Source organism: Thauera mechernichensis, assembly GCF_029588855.1.
GTDB lineage: Bacteria > Pseudomonadota > Gammaproteobacteria > Burkholderiales > Rhodocyclaceae > Thauera > Thauera mechernichensis.
Map to the genome: position 1 here is coordinate 1 of NZ_JARQZE010000002.1, position 20606 is coordinate 20606.

Genomic DNA, 20606 nt, shown 5'->3' on the forward strand with positions numbered 1-20606 from the left:
ACCAGCGGAACAGGATGTTGTAGTCAAGTTGTTCGCAGAACTGCCGATCCGAGCGAACCGAATACAGCGCAATCAGCAATTGCGCCTTGAGCAGACGCTCTGGCGGAATCGACGGGCGGCCGACCGAGGAGTACAGCGCGTCCAACTCCCCAGAAATTGCGCCCAGGGCACGGTCGGCCAAACGCTTCACCCGTCGCAGCGGATGATCCGCCGGCACACGCGACTCCGGCGAGAAGTAGTGGAACATCGAGGACTGGGGGTCGAGTTGGCCGCGCATCGTTGCAGGACAAGGAGTCTGGAGATACGGCTATGACAGGAAGCTTTTCGGATCGTTCACAGCCTTTTGCATCACGCTGCTAACTGGGGGTTCAACGCGGACGCCAACATAGGCCATGCCTTCGGCATTTTCATGGCCTATGTCGGTGCCCTCCGCACTTCGTGCTCCGGCGCCGGCTAACCAAGGCGTTGGGCTGCAAAACAGAATGGAGTCGCCAATGAGGGTTTCTGAATATTTCAAGTTGGGTAAGACACAAGCCTACTTGGATTTTGTCGATGTCCCAATTGATACGGATATTGAGGTATTTGTTGATCCAACTGCGCTACGCACTTTGACTTCAAGTTGGGGGTCAGAGTGCGCATCATTAGTTCAGTACTACTTTGAGGCCGTACTGAATCGTATGAAAGCAGGGAAGGATTTCGAAGCGCAACAGCTTGTAAGCTCTTTGAGCGAGAGAAACGAGTTCCATTTAGGCTTCTCTTCTGGAAAGTCACGCGGTCATGGGTTTGGCACGAAATCAGCCGAATCAGTTTGGGGTGCTTTATCGAAGAGTAAAGCGTCAAAATCCGGATTACTTAAAGATTTGGAGGATACCTGTCTACTGATAGAGGGTATTGGTAGGGATATGGTTTCGGATGCTGTGTGCAACATCATCCGCGGACCTCTGATTAAGTATACGCAAGATATTTGTTCATACTACGGTATTCCGTTAACGCCAAATGTGGTTTCAGGGCCTATCTGGAACAGTCACACAGAAACTTGGGAAAACAAGTATGTCTCCCTTCCGATTACGTCCGAAGGCAAGCTAATACTTGTGCCAAAAATCTTTGTTCGCCACCGTCTCAGCTATGAGTACAGGGAGTACTATCAGCATTACCTTCTCCCAGAAATGCAACATGACGAGATGCAAAGGAATACTGGGCTCGTTGAGTTGTTGACCGATGGAAGGAAGCGAGTAACAAAGAAAAAACTCAAAGAGCGCTACGGCGACAATAAACTTGCGGTTGTAGAACAAACGCTGAGATTTCCCCACGTACTCGATGAATACCGTGAAGCCAAAGAGCGAAGCGTCCCGCCACCTCTAGATCACGAGCAGTTTGCTGAGATCGAGACGATCGAGGCTCCAAAATGGGATGACCTTACAGCAAGGCTTCATGCAATACCGACGGGCAACGCAGCCGCAAATGAATACGAAGAACTTATCGAGGAGATATTCTCCGCCTTATTCTATCCATCTTTGTGCAACCCACGTAAGCAGCACGAAATCCACGATGGAAGAAAGCGTATTGATATTACATATACTAATGAAGCTAGGGGCGGCTTCTTTGCATGGCTATCACAACACTATCCCTGCGCATTCGTTTTCATAGAATGCAAGAACTATGGGAAAGAAGTCGGCAACCCTGAAGTAGATCAACTGTCTGGACGTTTTTCTCCAAGTAGGGGTCAAGTGGGTCTGTTGGTATGTCGCTCAGTGGATGACCCTGGGCGCCTTGCGCTTCGCTGTAAAGATACGGCAAAAGATTCTCGTGGATTCATAGTGGCTTTGACCGATGAAGATGTAATCTCATTGATCGAAAGTGCGAAGCGTGGAGTTTCGTCGCACGCTTTTCCATTGTTAGCCCGCAAATTTCACGAGCTAATTCAATGAAGCCCAACAAGTATTTCCAGCCGACCTCCGCTGCGCTCCGGCGGCTGAAATAGGCGTTGGGCGTCATAAGCATGGCTGACTTTGACCTCCAGAAGTTCCTCGATACGCCAATTGAAGCGTTCGACTTCCAGTTCATGATCGGGGACGTAAAGGACTTCTTGGAGTTCTCCGAGAGCAACATCGACTGGCAGTATCGCCGTGAGCTACAAGCCATTGCCCAGCGCAAAGACTTAGACGACTTTCCGCCTGGCTATGGTGACCACCTCGAACAGAACGCCGAGCACCGGTTTAAGGTCAGTCTGCCCCTCAGAGTTCGCTACGGCGCACTACTCGCATTCACCACATCCGTTGAGTGGGCCGTGGGCTACTTGAACAAATGCGCCGTCTCGCCGGTACCCGATGTCCGAGACGGAACGAATCTCACGGTTAAGACACTGCGTGATTTCGCCGCCCGCGCCTGCGTTGATGCCCAAGCGGTAATCGACGACTACGAGGCACTCGTTCAAATTCGAAATTGCATTGCTCACTCTGCCGGAATCGTTGATACATACCGTTTCAAGGGCGGCCTTCCGGCTGCAGCCTCTCGAATTGATGGCGTCACCTTGGCTAACTGGCATTTCTTTGGCGATCAAATCTGCATCGAGAGGGGAGCCCTTGAGCCGCACATAGATCGCGCCGCTGAGCTTGTTGTCACTCTGCATTCGGCAATGCGTGCGCGGGGGCTTCTCAAATGACGCCCAACCCGGCAGTCAACCGGACCTGTGCGAAAAGCCGCGCAGGCCAGTTACTTCTACGTTGAGGCTGTAGAAAAGGCCCGGCCATGGCGCGCATCCACAATGCCTTCGGTATAATTCGGCAACCCCTCCCGGAGATCCGCGATGCCCCGCTTCAAGACGCCCGACTATGGCCTGAAGATGATCCCGGTAGATTTTGATCGGCAGGTGATTCCGGGCAGCTTCGAGCACGCACTGTGTCACCTTGTCGATCATGAAATCGACCTGGCGGGGCTTGAGGCGCGCTACCGCAACGACAGCACCGGCGCCCCCGCTTTTGCCCCGAACGTGTTGCTCAAGATCGTGCTGCTTGGCTATTCGCGCGGCTTGGTGAGTTCGCGCGCGATTGCCGCAGCCTGCCTAGACAACGTGCTGTTCATGGCGGTTTCGGGCGACAGCGCACCGCACTTCACGACTATCGCCGGCTTTGTCGCCGAACTCGGGGACGAAGCCGCCCGGATTTTTGCCCGGGTGCTGATGATCTGCGACCGGCAAGGTTTGATCGGACGCGAGCTCTTTGCCATCGATGGGGTGAAGCTGCCCGCCAACGCGAGCAAGGCCCGGAGCGGTAACCGGGCCGACTTCATGCGCGAGGCCGACAAGATGGAGGTGGCGGTCAAACGCATCATGGCCAGCCACGCCACGGCCGACATCAAAGGCGAAGAGGCCGAGGCCGCCAAGGCGGCGCGCACCGTAGAACGACTCAAGGCCGAAGCGGCGAAGATCCGCGCCTGGCTGGACGCGCATCCTGACGAGCGACGCAGCGCCAAAGGCAAACCGCGGCTGAGCAATCGCAGTGACAACGAGTCGGCCAAGATGGCCACCGGCAAAGGCGTGATCCAGGGCTACACCGGGGTGGCCGCGGTCGATGCGAAGACCCAGATCGTCGTCGACGCCCAGGCCCACGGCACGGGCTCCGAACAGGAACTGCTCCTGCCGGTGGTCGAGGCGGTCGAACCGTTTCGTACTCTCAACACCACGCTCTGCGCCGACGCTGGCTACCACTCGGAGGCGAACCTGAAGGCGCTCGCCGAAGGCGGCGTCGACGCCTACATCTGCGACAACGACTACCGCAACCGAGACGCCCGCTATGCCGGACAGGCGAGCCACAAGGACAAACCCGATCCGCTGCGCGACCAGTGCTTGCGCACCCCCGACACGACCAAGACGCGCCAAGTCGCCTTCTTTCAGGGCAAGCGCGACAGTGAAGAGCGCTACACCGAGCGGATGAAACGACGGATCGACTCCGACACCGGCAAGCGCATGATCACCGCGCGCTTTGCCACCGTCGAGCCGGTCTTTGGCAACCTGAGAAACAACAAGCGGCTCCATCGCTTCACATTGCGCGGGCGCGCCAAGGTCGATGGGCAGTGAAAGCTCTACTGCCTGGTGCACAACATCGAGAAGTTGGCTCACCACGGGTATGCACAATGAGCGGGACACACCCCGGCGATACGCCTCTCTATGCCTGCAATGGAAGGACTTCAACGACGGAAGACGAACAAATGACCGACTCAGGCTGATCCGGACCGGAAAATGATGATCAAGGAATCGTCGGCAATCGCCGACAGGAACTGCTTGCCCGGGAATCGGGTTCTTCTACACCGTCGTTAGGCGCCTGTGATGGCAATGGAGCGATACCAGCAGCAGTTGGACGACTGGCGCGAGCGGGCGGCCGTTCCTGTCGCTGTGGCGGCTGTGCGGCTGAATGGAGCGACGATCTGGATTGGGGGATCTCGGGCGGGAGATGCAGACGATAGAACTCTGGAGCCGAGAGAATTTCGATTTCCCATATACAGCATCACGAAGTCCTTCACGGCGGTATGCGTGCTTCGGCTCGCGCAGGCCGGCCTTCTGGATGTCGATGGCCCCGTGAAACGGTGGTTGGACGAGGTGCCGGTGCCCGCTACCCTGTCCATATCCCAGCTTCTTCGGCACACGGGAGGTTTGCCTGATTACGGTGGACTTGCGGCGTACCACGAGTCAGTTCGAAGAACGCCATCGACCCCGTGGACAGATGAGCAATTTCTTAGTCGTACGATGACGAACGGGTTGTTATTCCAGCCCGGAATGGGGTGGTCCTATTCGAACGTTGGGTATCTGCTACTACGACGAATAATCGAGCGTGCGGGCGGGAGTGGCTTCCGAGATTGCATCGACCAGCACATCGTGTCACGGCTGAATCTGAGGGATACCTTCGTCGCAGAGAGCATCGATGACTGGAAGGTCTGCGTGCCAGGGTTCGGTCAGGAGGTCGCGCCCGATAAGCGGGTTGTGGATATCCGTGCTAACTACCATCCGGGCTGGTGCGCTCCGGGCGTTGCCGTGTCAACAGTCGAAGACGTCACGGAGTTCTATGACGCTCTGTTTCGCGGTGAGTTGCTGGATGCCAAGGAGCTCGAACTGATGCTTCGACTGGTGCGCGTTCCGGGTTCGCATCCGCCGGTGGTGACGCCGAGTTCGGGTATGGGTATTCTGGCCGACCCGGATGGTCCCTTTGGCCCGAGCTATGGCCACGGTGGGCGGGGGCCAGGATACAGTCTGGAAGCTTCAGTACTCCCGGACACGAAGGTGGGGCGGGTCAGTGTCGCAGTTGCCTGTAACAGCAGTATGGGGCCAGACGTATATGCTGCCCAACACGGCCTATTGCAAGTGGCGACCGCCGGCGCCTAACAGCCGCATAGAGACCGACGCTTGACCGCTCTCTCCCTTCGCTGCAGCTCCGGCCAGTCGCCGTCAAGCGCGGCTCATGCGGAGCGTTGAGGCTGTAGAAAGACCTTCCGCCCGTACGCGGGGCGCGATGCGAAAGGTATAATTCCGTATCGCTTCCCGGAGCCCAGCGATGCCCCGCTTCAAGACGCCCGCCTATGGCCTGAAGATGACTCCGGTGGATTTCGACCGGCAGGTGATTCCGGGGAGTTTCGAGCACGCGCTCTGTCACCTGATCGATCATGAGATCGATCTTGCGCCGCTGGTGGCGTGCTGCCACAACGACACCAGCGGTGCCTCGGCCTTCGCGTCAGCTGTACAGCGTCGGCAACCGCTGACCAGGACTGCTTGCCCGAAAATCGGGTTTTTCTACACCGTCGTTAGGCCTCTTCACCATTTGCTCGCAGAAGGAGAAAAACCATGAAAAGCAATCCGGTTGCGTGGTTTGAAATCTACGTTCAGGACATGCCCCGTGCGAAGGCGTTTTACGAGGCTGTGTTTCAAGGCACATTAGAAGAGCTGAAGAATCCTGACCCCAACGGCTTCCCTGAAATGGAGATGTGGGCATTTCCGATGTCAATGGAGGGGGCCGGTGCAGCAGGAGCGCTGGTGAAAATGGCCGGGTGCCCTTCTGGTGGTAGTACGTTGGTCTATTTCTCCTGCGAGGATTGTTCAATTGAGGCTGAGCGAGCGGCGGCGCATGGAGGTGAGATCTTCAAAGGCAAGATGTCTATTGGTGAGCACGGCTTTATTGCGATGGTTGTCGATACTGAAGGCAATATGATTGGCCTTCATTCAATGCAGTGAATGCGTGGTCTGACACTGCGCTCCTAGGGACGCGCCGCAAGCGACGCGACCCTGAGCTTTTGAGTTAGACACCACGGGGAGTCTCCCTGCATGACACTAAGCAATCGGGTCGTCCTAGCCCTCGCGTTCTTCGGCTCATTCTTTGTGGTGGGGGCATTCTATTGGCCGATCCCCTACGCCCAGATTTCGCTGCCCAATGCCGTGTGGGGCTTGCCCCTCGTCGTCGTCGCTGCCCTTGCTGCTCTACCACGCGTCCTTTCGAGCACTCGTTTTTGGCCCTCCGCCCTGATCGTCGGGGCCTCGGTCCCTGCAGCAGTCCTGGCTCGCGTCATCTACGATACTTCGTCGAACCCCAGCTCTCACAATCTGTGGCCGTTCGAGATGATTCTGGCCACCGGGCCTGGCCTTCTGGCGGGTGTTTCGGGTGCACTCGTGGGTGGTTTTCTGGGCAGCCGGAAGCGTTATCGGTGATCTGTCGCGTGGGTGCGCCCCGGTTTGCCATGATGATGAGCGACAGGGTCGGCGACCGCCGATGGGGACCGAATTAACGGTAATCGCGTTTTTATACACAGTCGTCAGGCTTTCATATTCATGAGCAAGCGCATTCTTGTAGTCCTTGGCCACCCAGACAACGACAGTTTTTGTGGTGCTATCGCTAATTCGTACATTGAGGGAGCCAAGGCCGCGGGTAATGAAGTTAAACTGATTTCCGTTGGTGACCTGGCTTTTGATCCAGTGCTCCACAAGGGCTACACTGCCATTCAGGAGCTTGAGCCTGATCTGGTAGCTGGACAAGCTGCAATCACCTGGGCACAGCATATCGTTTTCGTGTATCCCATCTGGTGGGGTGCTATGCCTGCTTTGCTCAAAGGCTTCATCGATCGAGTTTTTCTGCCTGGCTTCGCGTTCAAGTACCGGGAGGGGTCTCTGTTCTGGGACCGCCTGCTTTCAGGGCGCTCAGCTCACCTGCTCGTTACCATGGATACACCGCCTTGGTATTTCCGCTGGGTATATCGCATGCCAGGGCATAATCAGATGAAGCGCACCATTCTCGAGTTCAGCGGCATCAAACCTGTCGCCATTTCGAGCTTTGGCCCCATCAAGGATTCGAGCCAGGCAAAACGTGAGAAATGGCTCGCCAAAGCAAATGCATATGGCCGCCATGCGTAACATGCTGGACCAGCGAGGCGTGCCAATAATGTCGCGTCTCTTGCCAGAGTGTTAAGCCTCCACCAAATCTATCCGATCCCATGAGAGGGTTTTTGACGATGGACATTCCGCGGATATTCAATATCACGGAGCGTGCGCACCGCATCCACAATCCGTTCACACCCGAGAAGTTCGCGACTCTTGGCGCTGCATTGCGTCTGGAGCCAGGGGCGCGCGTGCTCGACCTTGGTAGCGGTTCGGGGGAAATGCTGTGCATGTGGGCGCGCGATCACGGCATTATCGGAACCGGCATCGATATGAGTTCGTTGTTCTCCGAACAGGCGAGACAACGAGCTGAAGAACTCGGTGTTGCCCATCAAGTCAGGTTCATTCACGGCGATGCGACTGGTTATGTCGCTGATGAGAAGGCCGACGTGGCCGCTTGTGTTGGTGCCACATGGATCGGCGGAGGTGTCGCTGGCACCATTGAGCTTCTGGCACGTAGCCTGCGGACCGGCGGAATCATCCTGATCGGCGAACCTTATTGGCGACAATTGCCGCCAACTGACGATATCGCGAAGCGATGTCTTGCAAGTTCGGTCTCTGATTTCCTTGTGCTTCCAGAACTGATCTCGTCTTTCGGCAAGCACGGCTACGACGTCGTTGAGATGGTTCTAGCTAACCAAGACGGTTGGGACAGATACGAGGCGGCCAAATGGCTCACGATGCGCCGATGGCTCGAGGTCAATGCCGATGACGAGTTGGCAGAAGAGGTGCGCGCACAACTGACTGCGGAGCCTGCACGCTATGCCGCTTACACCCGCGAATATCTTGGCTGGGGTGTGTTCGCGCTCATGCGACGGTAAACCTCGCATCTTTGCCGTATCGCCAGAAGGGCAGCGCCGACCTTTGCGCTTTGGGCTGTCGGCCCGAGCCAACATTCCACCGACGCTGTGCGACAAAGCTATGCGGCGCCAGTGAATTCAGACGTGAGCTCTACAAGGAACTGACTCCATGCAAAAAAACAAACTCCTGATCGCGGCAGCCATTTGTAGTGGGGTGGCTGCATTGCTGCATTTGGGTTGCATTATCTTCGGCGGTGACTGGTATAGGTTTCTTGGCGCTGGAGAACAAATGGCGCAAATGGCCGAGGCGGGGCATATTTATCCGACGATAGTTACATCGGCAATTGTTGCAGTGCTGTCAATTTGGTCGCTTTATGCTCTGTCTGGTGCAGGTGTTATTTTAAGACTCCCATTATTGCGCTTGGTGCTGTGCGTAATCGCCGCAATATATTTGATACGGGGGGTGGCTTTTATGCCGTTAATGCATGTTTTTCCAGAAAACAGCCTTGCATTCTGGGCGGTGAGCTCGGCTGTATGCGTTGTATTGGGTTTGCTTTATGTGTTGGGTATCAGGCAGTCATGGGCGTATATTAGCGAAAAGCATGCTTGACATTGCCATTGTTTATCGCAACGGTAGGCACTGGAGTTCATGCAGCGATCCGACTCGTCTTCTTCGCTGCGGCGATGCTGTTCGCGCAGACGGCCCCCGCTGCGGGGTAGAAGTGCGTGTCGGCTGATCGCATGGGCCAACGCCCAAGGCGTTTACCTTTGCCAAGTCCTTGCCGCATCCCGTCCCAAACGATGATTCTGCTAACAGTGCTTGAGCTGCCGTTGCGGGGTGCCGCCGAGAAGCTGCGCTACTCGGCTTCCTCGCTGGTTCCGTGTAGGCAGGCAAGTCCGCAATTGAAAGGGCAAGGCAAGGTTTGTAGATGGCGGTGTGCTCACGTAACAGTCGTCGGTTGTCGCCCCTCGGGACGGGGGCGATCATTCTGCCGCTTTGCGGCCAGGAACCCGCGCCTGTGCCGGGAGTTGGCGTTCGCGTAAGGAGCAGTTGATGCCCATGGATAAGCAGAAGTGGAATCCGGCGCAGTACGCTGAGGAGGCGCACTTCGTCTCGGAGCTCGGTGCTCAGGTGGTTGATCTACTGGCGCCGTGTGCGGGCGAGCGGATTCTGGATCTCGGCTGCGGAGATGGAACACTCGCGAAGGCGCTGCACGATGCTGGTTGCCGAGTGGTCGGCGTGGACGCAAGTCCCGAGATGGTCGCCGCGGCCATCAGCACGGGAGTGGATGCCCGTGTCGTCGATGGGCATGAGCTACGGTTCGATGCCGAGTTCGACGCGGTGTTTTCCAACGCTGCCTTGCACTGGATGACGCGTCCGGGCCTCGTTTTGGATGGGGTCTATCGAGCGCTGAGGCCCGGTGGTCGTTTTGTGGGGGAGTTTGGCGGCCATGGCAATGTGGCGACAATCCTGCGGGCGCTGGAAGAGGCGCTTGCCGCCAGAGGCATTGACGCTACGCCCTTGAATCCGTGGTTCTTCCCAAGGGCTGACGAGTACCACGCACTACTGACGCGTTATGGCTTCGAGCCGGTGAAGGTGCAGGTTTTTTCTCGGCCGACGCCTCTGCCAGGAGACGTGACGGGTTGGCTCGAGACCTTCGCGCAGCGCTTCATCAATAGCCTTCCGAAAGAGGCGCGCAAGGCGTTTGTCGTGGAGGTTGTCGAGCGTTGCCGGCCGGCTCTTTGCGATGGAGACGGGCGTTGGATGGCGGATTACGTCCGCTTGCGGTTTGTTGCGACCAGGCCTTTCGGAGCCAGTGCGGTGGTTAAGCCGAGCGTTTCTTCCGCTTGACGCGACGCGGCTTCGCCCTACGCTGCGATACCGATCATCGGCGCGATAATCCCACCATGCTCAAAACGCTCTTCGTCTTCGATCGCTCAGAAGCGGTCTCCGCCTGGTCCGCGATCGATGATCGTGTGATGGGGGGTGTGTCGCGCAGCGCCCTTCGTTTCGATCCGGCCGGCCATGCCGTGTTCAGCGGGCAGGTTGCGCCCGACAACAATGGCGGTTTCGCCTCGGTGCGCGCGTCGGTCACGCCGCTGCCGGCAGGGGGCATCGACGCCATTGAGCTCGTCGTGCGCGGGGACGGCCGCCGCTACAAGCTCAACCTGCGCATCGATCGCGGCTTCGACGGTGTCAATTACCAAGCCGGCTGGGTGACGCCGGCCGGTATCTGGACCCGACTGGCATTGCCCCTGGCTGACTTCCGGCCCACCTGGCGCGGGCGCGCGGTGGCCGACGCGCCGGCGCTGCGCAGTGCGTGTATCGAACAGGTGGGGCTGATGATCGCCGATGGCCAGTTCGGAGGCTTCGAGCTGGCCATCCAGGGGATCTGGGCGGCTGGCCGGGGGGCTGCTCAGTTGTGACACAGTCGGCCGCCGCGCCGCGGTGGGGGTGTGCCAGAGTTGAACGCTGCTGCGTAGCATTGCGCCGGGGCCTGGGGCGCAGGCTTGCCTTGGCGGCGGTCTGCGCCTGCCCGAGCGGGCTGGCATATCGCTTGCATGATGCGTGCGCATGAGTACGACGACCGAAACGATTCCATCCGCAGCCATGTCCGTGGCCGGCGTGCAGCCCCGGGACTGGACTTGCCCGTTCTGCAGCCTGCTGTGCGATGGCTTGGCGCTCGCGCCCGGGCCCGTGCTGCAGCTTCGCGGCGGGGATTGTGCGCGTGCGCGGGCGGGGCTGGCGGCCTTCGATCATCCGGCGGCCGCGGCGTCCTGCGTCGATGGCGTACCGCGGGGGCTGGATGCGGCGCTCGACGCGGCGGCGGCGCGGCTTGCGGCGGCGCGCTTGCCGCTGTTCGGCGGCCTGGCCACCGATGTGCAGGGCATGCGCGCGCTGTATCGCCTGGCCAACGTGCGCGGCGCCATTCTCGACCATGCCCACGGCGAGGCCATGATGCCCGCGCTGCGCATGCTGCAGGACCGTGGGCAGATGTTCACCACGCTGGCCGAGATCCGCAACCGCGCCGACCTGATCGTGTGCGTCGGCACCGATGCGCGGTCGAGCCATCCCGAGTTCTTCCGCCGCTGCGCGCCGGCCGCGGGGCGCGAGGCCGGCGGCCGGGTGGTGTTCCTGGGCGCAGGCGGGGGCATGCCTGGGGCTGCGGAGATCCCGTGGGCGAGCGCGGTCGATGCGCTGTGCGCCGAGGGCGACATCTTCGACACCGTGGCGACCCTGGCGGCGCTGGTCGACGGCCGCCGCCTTGCGGCCGTACCCGCTGCGCTCGCTGAACTCGCCGACGCCATGCGCGCCGCGCGCTACTGCGTGCTGGTCTGGGAACCGGCCCGCCTGGCGCAGCATGGCGCGCTGGTGGGCGAAGCCCTGCTGCGCGTGCTGATGAACCTCAACCGCAAGACCCGCGCCGGGGCCTTCACGCTCGGCGGCAACGACGGTGCGCAGACCGCGAATGCGGCGATGAGCTGGCTGTCCGGCCTGCCGCTGCGCTCGCGCGTGGGGCCGCAGGGCGTCGATCACGACCCCTTGCAGTACGCCACTGCCCGTCTGCTCGACGAGCGCGCGGTCGACCTGCTGCTATGGGTGGCGAGCTTCACGCCGGATCTTCCGCCGCCGCCGGCTGCGCTGCCGCGCATCGTGCTCGGCCATCCGGCGCTCGCCGCCGGCTGCGCGCAGCCGGGCACGGTGTTCATCCCGGTGGCGACGCCGGGCATCAACGCCGACGGCCATCTGCTGCGCGCCGACAGCGTGGTGTCGCTGCCACTGCATGGCGTGCGCGACGACGGCCTGGCGACCGTGGCCGAGGTGGCGCAGGCGCTGGTCGCGCGCCTTGCGAGCGGCGCGGCGGCGAAGGAGGGCGCGCGATGACGACGATCAGGCTCAAGGGCGGTCGCGTCTACGACCCCGCCAACGGCGTCGATGGCGAGGTGCGCGACATCGGCATCCGCGACGGCCGCATTGTCGTGCTGCATGCGCAGGACAAGGTGGATGCGGAGTACGACCTGACCGGCTGCGTCGTGATGGCCGGCGGCATCGACCTCCATACCCACATCGGCGGCGGCAAGGTCAACCTCGCGCGCATGATGCTGCCCGAAGACCACCGCCTGAACCGGCCGCGCGACTCGCTGCTGGAGCTCGCCTCCAACGGTTGCTGCACGCCGGGCACGCTCGAGACCGGCTACCGCTATGCGCAGATGGGCTACACCGCGGCCTTCGAGCCGGCGATGCTGGCCAGCAACGCGCGCCAGGCCCACATGGAGATGGGCGACACGCCGATCCTGGACCACGGCGCCTACGTGATGCTGGGCAACGAGGAGCTCTTCCTCGAGATGCTGGCGCGCGGCGAGGACCCGCAGCGCATCCGCGACTACGTCGGCTGGGCGATCGGCGCCAGCAAGGCCATGGGCGTCAAGGTGGTGAACCCGGGCGGCATCTCGGCCTTCAAGTTCAACCAACGCAAGCTCGACGTCGACGAGGACCATGTGCATTGGCAGGTGACGCCGCGCCAGGTGGTGCACAGCCTGGCGCGCGCGCTGTCCGAGCTGGGCGTGCCGCATCCGCTGCACATCCACGCCAGCAACCTCGGCGTGGCGGGCAACATCGAATCGACGCTTGCCACCATCGACGCGCTCGAAGGCCTGCCCGGCCACCTGACCCACATCCAGTTCCACAGCTACGGCAGGGAAGGGCCGAAGAAGTTTTCCTCGGCGGCGCGCCAGCTCGTCGAGCGCGTCAACGCCGCGCCCAACGTCAGCATCGACGTCGGCCAGATCATCTTCGGCCAGACCGTCACCGCCTCGGGCGACACCATGCGCCAGTTCGCCAACGCCGAGCTCGGCAACCCGCGCAAGTACGTCGGCGGCGACATCGAGTGCGATGCCGGCTGCGGCGTGGTGCCTTTCCGCTACCGCGAACAGAGCTATGTGAACGCGCTGCAGTGGGCGATCGGGCTGGAGATCTTCCTGCTCATGGACGACCCCTGGCGGGTGGTGCTGACCACCGACCACCCCAACGGCGGCCCCTTCACCAGCTACCCGCACCTGATCAAGCTGCTGATGGACAAGCGCTTCCGCGACGAACAGCTCGCCCGCCTGCACCCCGACGTGGCGGCGATGGCGGACCTGCGCGAGATCCGCCGCGAACGCTCGCTGTACGAGATCGCGATCATGACCCGTGCCGCGCCCGCGCGCCTGCTGGGCCTGACCGACCGCGGCCAGCTCGGTATCGGCGCTGCGGCCGACATTGCGGTGTATCGCGAGGAGGCCGACCGCGAGGCGATGTTCGCCACCCCGGAATACGTCTTCAAGGACGGGCTGCTCGTCGCGCGCAAGGGCCGCATCGAGGCGGTGCCGGTGGGCGGCACCCACTTCGTCGAGGCCGACTACGACCCGGCGATCGAGAAGACGGTCGAAGCCTGGGCCGATCGCCACGCCAGCATCAGCTACCGCCACATGAAGATCGGCACCGACGAGCTGTGCTCGTGCAGCAACGGCGGCGCGCTGCTGGCGTGCAAGGTGCACGGACGCGGGAGGCCGCTGTGAGCAGCCTGCCGCAGGAGACGACAAGCGCGATGGAGATGGCGCCCAACAGCGTGACGCGCAACGGCGTGACGATAGACGACACCTTCGCCGAGGCCTTCCCGATGAAGGCCACAAGGGTGCTGATCACCGCCCACAACGAGACCTGGGCGCGCCATGCGGCAGTCGCCATGACCGGCTTCGCGACCTCGGTGATCGCCTGCGGCTGCGAGGCCGGCATCGAGCGCATGCTGGGCGCGGACGAGACGCCGGACGGCCGGCCAGGCGCGTCGGTGCTGCTGTTCTCGATGTCGGGCAAGGAACTCGCCAAGCAGCTCGAGCGTCGCGTCGGCCAGTGCGTGCTGACCTGCCCGACCACGGCGATCTACGCCGGACTGGAGCTTGGCCAGGATCAAGGCGAAGCGATCGCGCTCGGCAGGAATCTGCGCTTCTTCGGCGACGGCTGGCAGATCTCCAAGATGATCGACGGCAAGCGCTACTGGCGGGTGCCGGTGATGGATGGCGAGTTCGTCGCCGAGGAGACCACGGCCATGGTGAAGGCGGTGGGCGGCGGCAACCTGCTGCTGCTGGCGCGCGACACCGATGCCGCGCTCGCCGGCGCCGAGGCTGCGGTGGAGGCGATGCGCGCGGTGCGCGGCGCGATCATGCCCTTCCCCGGCGGCGTGGTGCGTTCCGGCTCCAAGGTGGGCAGCAAGTATGCCACGCTGATGGCCTCGACCAACGACGCTTTCTGCCCCGCGCTGACCCCGCTCGCCAGGCGCAGCGAGCTCGACGCCGACACGCGCTGCGTGATGGAGATCGTCATCGATGGCTTGACCGAGGCCGATGTCTCCGCCGCCATGCGTGCGGGCATCGCGGCCATCGTCGCGCGCGGCGCGGCGGCCGGGGTGACGCGAATTTCCGCCGGCAACTACGGCGGCAAGCTCGGGCCCTTCCACTTCCATCTGCACACGCTGATCGGGGAGGGCGCGGCATGAGCGCGACACCAGGCTGGTGCCTGCGCCTCAAGGTGCAGCCCGAATTCCGCGTCGACTTCGGTGGCGTGCTGCCGCTGCGGCTGGCGGCGATGACGGCCGATGAGATTGCGCGCCTGCCGCTGCGCCACGGCAACGACATGCGGGCCATGGGGGCGCTGTTCGACATCATGCCGGTCGAAGGCGCAGCCGCTGCAGTGCCGGGCGGGCAGACCGAGCCGGGGCCGCAGCTGCGCCTCGAGGGTGACCTGTCGCGCGTCGACGCCATTGGCCAGGGCCTGGAGGGGGGCATGCTGCGCGTCGACGGTGACGTCGGCGACCGACTGGGCCTGGCCATGCGTGGCGGCGAGATCCGCGTGCGCGGCAGGGCTGGCGAGCTCGCCGGCTGCGAGATGGCAGGCGGGCGGATCGAGGTGGCGGGCGATGTCGGCGACTTCGCCGCCGCTGCGCGGCCCGGCAGCATGGACGGCATGCGTGGCGGCACCCTCATCGTGCACGGCAACGTGGGCGCGCGCTGTGGCGACCGCATGCGGCGCGGCACGGTGGTGCTGCATGGCGACGCCGGCGACTTCCTGGCCTCGCGCATGGTCGCCGGCACGATCGCGGTCGCCGGCCGGGTAGGTGAACACTGCGGCTACGGCATGCGGCGCGGGACGCTGGTGTTTGCCGGCCCGCAGCCTCCTGCACCGCCGACCTTCGTCGCGACGCAGCACGATATCGCCGTGTTCTGGGCCTTGCTGCGGCGCAGTCTGGCCTATCATGGCGGCCTCTTCGCCAGCCTGCCGGCGCCTGCGCCGCGCCGCCTGGTCGGCGACCTGGCGGTCGACGGCAAGGGCGAATGGCTGCTGCCGGGCAGCGGTTGATCCACCGTATTCCGATTGTCCCCAACAACCCCGTACGGAGACCCCATGAGCAAGCGCTACGTATTCCACGCCGGCGAAGCCACGGTGCTCGCTGCCGAAGGCCAGTTCACCGACGCCATGCCCGAGATCCTGATCGGGCGTACCGATGGCCCGGTCGGCCAGGCCTTCGCCAACATGATGGCGCAGAGCAAGGGCCACACCGCCATGTTCGCGATCCGCGCCTGCAACCAGATGGTGCGTCCGGTTACCATCACGGTGCCGAAGGTCACACTCAAGGACTCGGCCAACATCGAGCTCTTCGGCGGCGTGGTGCAGTCGGCCACTGCCGATGCGGTGCTCGACTGCGTGATCGAGGGCATCATCCCGCGCGCTGTGGCCGACGAGCTGTGCATCATCAGCCTGGTGTGGATCGACCCGCGCTGCGCCAAGGACCCGAACCTGGACAAGAAGGACATGTACCGCACCAACTACGAGGCGACCAAGCTGGCGATCCGGCGGGCGCTCGACGAGCAGCCGAGCCTCGACGAGCTGATCGCCAACCGCCACACCATCAAGCACGACATGGACGACTGGAGCTGAGGCGCCCGCCATGACCTGCTTTGCCTTGCTCGACGACTGCCACGCCACCGCCACCGCGCCCACCAGCCGGCTGTACACCGGCTTTGTGCGCGAGCACCGCTGCGACGACCCCGCCACGCTGGACGCGGTGTGGGCGGCGGCCGACCGCGACCTGCGTGCCGGCCTGCATGCCGTGGTGCTGGCCGACTACGAGTGGGGCGCGCGCCTGCTGCAGGCCGGCCACGAACGGCTCGCGCCCGCCGACGGCGGCAGCCTGCGCGTGCTGATGTTCGCCGAGCTGCAGCTGCTCGGCGTCGACGCCGTCGATGCCTGGCTGCTTGCGCGCGAGCAGGACGAGACGGGAGCCAGCCATGGCAACGATGGCCGCGCGCCGGCGCCCGCGGGCGTGCTCGATATCCGTCCCTCGGTCGACCACGACGCCTTCTGCGCTGCGATCGCGCGCATCCACGCTGCCATCGGCGAGGGCGAGACCTACCAGGTCAATTACACCTACAGGCTGGACTTCCGCACCTTCGGTGCGCCGGTGAGCCTTTACCGCCGGCTGCGCGCCCGCCAGGCCGTGGCCTTTGGCGCCTTCATCGCGCTGCCGCCGGGCACGGCCGGGCCCGACTACGTGCTGTCGTGCTCGCCCGAACTCTTCCTGCGCAACCGGGGCGGGTGCCTGTCGGCGCGGCCGATGAAGGGCACCGCGCCGCGTGCGCGCGAGGCCGAGGGCGACAGCGAGATTGCCCGCATGCTCGCCGGTGACACCAAGAACCGCGCCGAGAACCTGATGATCGTCGACCTGCTGCGCAACGATCTCGGCCGCATCGCGCGCACGGGCAGCGTGCGTGTGCCGGCGCTGTTTTCGGTCGAGGCCTACCCGACCGTGTTCCAGATGACCTCCACCATCGAGGCCGAGCTCCCCGACGACACCGGCTTCCCCGCGCTGCTGCGCGCGCTCTTCCCCTGCGGTTCGATCACCGGCGCGCCCAAGCACCGCACCATGCAGATCATCGCCGAGCTGGAGGACACCCCGCGCGGGCTGTACACCGGCAGCATCGGCTGGATCGACGCGCCGACGCGTCCGCACCAGGCCTGTGGCGATTTCTGCCTGTCGGTGGCGATTCGCACGCTGACGCTGCAGCGGCGCGCCGACGCGGCCCAGGGCGCCGGCTGGGACGGCCGCATGGGCGTAGGCGCGGGCATCGTCATCGATAGCCAGGCGGAGGAGGAGTTCGAGGAGTGCGCGCTCAAGGCGCGCTTCCTGACCGGGCTGGACCCGGGCGTTGGCCTGTTCGAGACCCTGTACGCGACGCGCGAGGATGGCATCCGCAATGTCGAGCGCCACCTTGCCCGCCTGGCTGCGAGTGCGGCGGCGCTCGGCTTTGCCTGCCCGCGGGCGGCGATCGTGGCTGCGCTGCGCCAGCAGGTGGCGGGGCTTGCGCCCGGCCAGCCCAGCCGCATGCGGCTGGCACTGCACAAGGACGGCCGCTTCGAGATCGTGGTGGCACCGCTCGAGGCGCTGCCGCCTGGGCCGGTCGAGGTGTTGATCGCAGCCGCACCCATCGGGGACGTGCATGGCCTGCTCGCCCACAAGACGACGCTGCGCGCGCGCTACGACGCGGGCATCCGCGCCGCGCAGGCCCGTGGCGCCTTCGATACGCTGTTCTTCGACGCCGACGGCGGCTTGACCGAGGGCGGACGCAGCAACGTCTTCCTGCGCATCGATGGCGAATGGCTCACCCCGCCCGCCGGGCGCGGCGTGCTGCCGGGCACCATGCGCGCCGCCGTGCTCGACGACCCCGAGTGGGCCGCGCGCGAACAGCCGCTGCGCGTGGAGGACCTGCTGCGTGCCGAGCGCATCGTGCTCACCAATGCGCTGCGCGGCACGCTCGATGCGTGCCTGGCGGCGGGCGAGGCCGAGCGCTGGCGAGTCCGGCAGACGACCGCGGCAGCGGATGGCGCCAAGTACCACGCGCGTGCAGACCGTGGCTGAAGGGCGCGCGCAGCGCGCACGCGGGGAGCATGACCACGAGGCCGGCGACCGCGAGGCGTCCGGTCGCAGCGCGTTCGACCTCGCCCTGTTCGATCTCGATTTCACCCTCATCCCGTCGGACAGCGGCTTGCGCTGGGCGCGCTTCATGGTGGCGGAGGGCGTGCTGCCGGGCGGCAGCGACGAGGCCTACCTGAACGTGTGCCGAAGCTACGTCGCCGGCCGGATCGACATCGAGACACTGCATGCCTTCGCCGCGCGCACGCTGCTGGCCGTGGACGCGGATGCGATTCCAGGCCTGCAGGCGCGCTTCGAGGCGGCGGTGCGCGCCGAACTGCCGGCGGCGGCGCGCGACCTGGTGGCGCAGCACCTCGAGGTCGGCGAACTGTGCTGCATCGTCACCACGACCAATGAGATCGTGGCGCGTCCCTACGCCCGCGCCTTCGGCATCCCCAACCTGCTGGCGAGTGTGCCGGCATGCGAGGACGGTCGCTTCTGCGGGGCCTACGTCGGCGCGCTGTGCCATGGCGCAGGCAAGGTCGCGCGTGTCGAAGACTGGTTGCGCGGCAGTGCGGCGCAGGGGGGCGTATCGCGTCCGCGGCGCAGCATTTTCTATTCGGACTCGGCCAGCGACCTGCCCTTGCTGGAGTGGGCGGACGAGGCGGTGGCGGTCCGCCCCGATGCCCGTCTGCGCGCCCACGCCGAACTGCGCGGCTGGCGCATCATCGACGCGCCAGCCTGAGCCGCAGGTTCAGAAGAACTGCGCCACGAGCATGAAGTGCAGCTCGTGGCGACCGTCCTCTCCAGGCACGCGGTTGAAGGCGCGCGCATAAGTGAGGCGGGCGTCGACGCGCTCGCCAAGTGCGGCGCGCACGCCCCAGCCGGCGCTGCCGAGGTGGCGGTGGCGCGGCTCGCTGGAGCTGGGCGCCCGGTAGGGCGTCACCCGGCCGTGGTCGGCAAAGAAGAAACCGGTGGCGCGCAGGGCAGGGCGATTGCCCTCGGCGGCGAGCGCGATGAGCGGGTGATGGAGCTCCAGGTTGGCGATGAAGCCGCGGTCGCCCGACCAGGCGCCGGACTTGTAGCCGCGCACGCTGTATTCGCCGCCGAGCTGCAGCTGCTCGCCCGAAGGCAGCGGCCCGTCGCTGCTGTGCTGGTAGTTCAGGCTGCCCTGCAAGGACCAGTTGGGCGTGATGGCCTGGATGCGGCGCAGGAAGGCGCGGCCGAGCGTGTAGTGCTCGCGCTCGAAGCCGCGCGCGCGCCCGGCGCTCAGGTGGTAGGTCGCGATCCAGTAGCCGTGGTCGTCGGCGGCCTGGTGCTCGATCCCCACGCTGCCGTCGCGGGTGCGCGTCTTCTGCAGGAAGACGTCGCTGATCCAGTTCTTGGTCTCGCGGTGCTTGGTGCCGATGACGAGGTCGGTACGCGAGCGCTCGCCGAGATGGACAGGCTGGCGCAAGGCGGCGACGAAGCCGGCGGAGCGGCCGGTGATGTCGAGTTCGCGCAGCGGCCCCTTCTTGATCTCGACCTCGTCGCTGTAGGCCGCCACGCTCAGCCTGCCGCCGCTGGCGTTGACCGGGAAGGCGTAGCCGAGCGAGTAGCTTTCCTGCCCGCTGGCCCGGACGAAGCCCAGGCTGAGTTCGTCGCGAAAACCGAGCAGGCTGCGGTTGGTGTATTGCACACCGGAGCGCCACAGGCCCGAGCCTTCGCTGCCGCCATTGTCGAGGGTCAGGCGCAGCAGGTGGCGCGGGGGCTCCTCGACCAGGATGCGCAGATCCGAGGTGCCGAAGCGCGTGCCGGCGGCCAGCTCGGCGCGCAGCTGCGCGTCCTGGGTGCGGTTGAAGCGGCGCAGGTCCTGCTCCAGCACGGGCAGGTCGACGAGCGCGCCCGGGGTGAGGCCGATGCGGCGGGTGATGAAGGCTGCATCGGTGCTGCTGTTGCCGTCCACGCCGATGTCGCCGACGCGACCCTCGACCAGGCGGATGTCGACCACACCGTCGGAGACGTCCTGCGGCGGGATGACGGCGCGTGCGGTGACGATCCTGCGTTCGCGGTAGTGCGCGTTGATGCGGTCGACCAGTTCGAGCAGGTCGGCGAAAGCGATCTCGCGGCCGACATAGGGCGCCGCCAGTTCAGCCAGTTCGGCCTCGGTGAGGATCTCCGAGGGCGTGAAGCGGATCTCACCGACGGCGAAGCGCACCGGGGGTGCAGCCGGGCGCGGGGCTTCGGGCGGCAAGGCCTCGCGCACCGGGTCGGTGACCTCCTGGCGCTGGAGTTGCTCGAGCTGCCGCCTGCGCTCGTCCTCGTCGATGCGGCGCTGCTGCAGGGCGCCGGGGTCCGCTTGAGGCGGCAGGATCTGCGCCAGGGCAGGCGACGCCCAGAGCGTTGCTGCCAGGATCAGCACGGGTTTCATGGCTGCGAGTTCTCCACAGGATGGCATTTGTCGGTGCAGCT

The 20606-nt window shown here is 64.1% G+C and carries 21 protein-coding genes; 19 read left to right on the forward strand and 2 right to left on the reverse strand.

The features are described 5' to 3' along the window. On the reverse strand, positions 1-277 hold a 277-nt coding region (locus P7F68_RS02915; protein ID WP_277830576.1), incomplete at its 3' end, for a transposase. Positions 278-494: 217 nt separating this feature from the next. On the opposite strand from P7F68_RS02915, the gene P7F68_RS02920 reads away from it, so the two are divergent. The 19 genes from P7F68_RS02920 (at position 495) to P7F68_RS03010 (ending at position 18900) form a co-directional block, all read left to right on the forward strand. After that, the gene (locus P7F68_RS02920; protein ID WP_277830579.1) at positions 495-1928 is read left to right on the forward strand and encodes a hypothetical protein; all 1434 of its coding nucleotides are present in this window, start codon (positions 495-497) and stop codon (positions 1926-1928) included. A 71-nt stretch (positions 1929-1999) separates the two neighbouring features. Further along, a complete protein-coding gene (locus P7F68_RS02925; protein WP_277830581.1) occupies positions 2000-2662 on the forward strand; it encodes a hypothetical protein in 663 nt (220 codons plus the stop codon). A gap of 144 nt (positions 2663-2806) precedes the next feature. Then, the gene (locus tag P7F68_RS02930; protein WP_277830582.1) at positions 2807-4075 is read left to right on the forward strand and encodes a transposase; all 1269 of its coding nucleotides are present in this window, start codon (positions 2807-2809) and stop codon (positions 4073-4075) included. A 249-nt stretch (positions 4076-4324) separates the two neighbouring features. Further along, entirely contained in the window at positions 4325-5374 is a 1050-nt protein-coding gene (locus P7F68_RS02935; protein ID WP_277830584.1) for a serine hydrolase domain-containing protein, read from the forward strand. Positions 5375-5543: 169 nt separating this feature from the next. Further along, positions 5544-5834: a transposase gene (locus P7F68_RS02940; RefSeq protein WP_277830587.1), complete on the forward strand. Its 291-nt coding sequence runs from the start codon at positions 5544-5546 to the stop codon at positions 5832-5834. Next, entirely contained in the window at positions 5831-6217 is a 387-nt protein-coding gene (locus tag P7F68_RS02945) for a VOC family protein (protein ID WP_277830589.1), read from the forward strand. The genes P7F68_RS02940 and P7F68_RS02945 overlap by 4 nt, the downstream gene beginning before the upstream one ends. Before the next feature lie 90 nt (positions 6218-6307). Next, complete coding sequence (locus tag P7F68_RS02950; protein ID WP_004248678.1) at positions 6308-6688, forward strand: hypothetical protein; 381 nt, start codon at positions 6308-6310, stop codon at positions 6686-6688. Between the two features lie 120 nt (positions 6689-6808). Further along, entirely contained in the window at positions 6809-7387 is a 579-nt protein-coding gene (locus P7F68_RS02955) for an NAD(P)H-dependent oxidoreductase (protein WP_277830593.1), read from the forward strand. 98 nt (positions 7388-7485) lie between these two features. Then, positions 7486-8232 carry an SAM-dependent methyltransferase gene (locus tag P7F68_RS02960; protein WP_277831211.1) on the forward strand — a complete coding sequence of 249 codons (747 nt, stop codon included), beginning with the start codon at positions 7486-7488 and terminating at the stop codon, positions 8230-8232. Positions 8233-8380: 148 nt separating this feature from the next. Continuing rightward, the gene (locus tag P7F68_RS02965; RefSeq protein WP_277830595.1) at positions 8381-8821 is read left to right on the forward strand and encodes a hypothetical protein; all 441 of its coding nucleotides are present in this window, start codon (positions 8381-8383) and stop codon (positions 8819-8821) included. Positions 8822-9271: 450 nt separating this feature from the next. Then, positions 9272-10063 (forward strand): class I SAM-dependent methyltransferase, encoded by a 792-nt coding sequence (locus P7F68_RS02970; RefSeq protein WP_277830597.1) that lies wholly within the window; start codon positions 9272-9274, stop codon positions 10061-10063. A gap of 56 nt (positions 10064-10119) precedes the next feature. Next, positions 10120-10638, forward strand: a complete 519-nt coding sequence (locus P7F68_RS02975; RefSeq protein ID WP_004248667.1) for a CIA30 family protein — start codon at positions 10120-10122, stop codon at positions 10636-10638. Positions 10639-10786: 148 nt separating this feature from the next. Further along, a complete protein-coding gene (locus P7F68_RS02980) occupies positions 10787-12097 on the forward strand; it encodes a molybdopterin-binding domain-containing protein (protein ID WP_277830601.1) in 1311 nt (436 codons plus the stop codon). Next, positions 12094-13770: a formylmethanofuran dehydrogenase subunit A gene (locus tag P7F68_RS02985; RefSeq protein ID WP_277830603.1), complete on the forward strand. Its 1677-nt coding sequence runs from the start codon at positions 12094-12096 to the stop codon at positions 13768-13770. Before P7F68_RS02980 ends, P7F68_RS02985 begins: the two co-directional genes overlap by 4 nt. After that, entirely contained in the window at positions 13767-14744 is a 978-nt protein-coding gene (fhcD, locus tag P7F68_RS02990; RefSeq protein WP_277830605.1) for a formylmethanofuran--tetrahydromethanopterin N-formyltransferase, read from the forward strand. Before P7F68_RS02985 ends, fhcD begins: the two co-directional genes overlap by 4 nt. Then, positions 14741-15604, forward strand: a complete 864-nt coding sequence (locus P7F68_RS02995; protein ID WP_277830607.1) for a formylmethanofuran dehydrogenase subunit C — start codon at positions 14741-14743, stop codon at positions 15602-15604. Before fhcD ends, P7F68_RS02995 begins: the two co-directional genes overlap by 4 nt. A gap of 45 nt (positions 15605-15649) precedes the next feature. Then, complete coding sequence (gene fae, locus P7F68_RS03000) at positions 15650-16183, forward strand: formaldehyde-activating enzyme (RefSeq protein WP_002923488.1); 534 nt, start codon at positions 15650-15652, stop codon at positions 16181-16183. A 10-nt stretch (positions 16184-16193) separates the two neighbouring features. Then, complete coding sequence (gene pabB, locus P7F68_RS03005) at positions 16194-18161, forward strand: aminodeoxychorismate synthase component I (protein WP_277830614.1); 1968 nt, start codon at positions 16194-16196, stop codon at positions 18159-18161. After that, positions 18124-18900 carry an HAD family hydrolase gene (locus P7F68_RS03010; RefSeq protein WP_277830616.1) on the forward strand — a complete coding sequence of 259 codons (777 nt, stop codon included), beginning with the start codon at positions 18124-18126 and terminating at the stop codon, positions 18898-18900. Before pabB ends, P7F68_RS03010 begins: the two co-directional genes overlap by 38 nt. A gap of 9 nt (positions 18901-18909) precedes the next feature. On the opposite strand, the gene P7F68_RS03015 is transcribed toward P7F68_RS03010, so the two are convergent. Beyond that, positions 18910-20565: a ShlB/FhaC/HecB family hemolysin secretion/activation protein gene (locus tag P7F68_RS03015; RefSeq protein WP_277830618.1), complete on the reverse strand. Its 1656-nt coding sequence runs from the start codon at positions 20563-20565 to the stop codon at positions 18910-18912. Between the last annotated feature and the right edge of the window lie 41 nt (positions 20566-20606).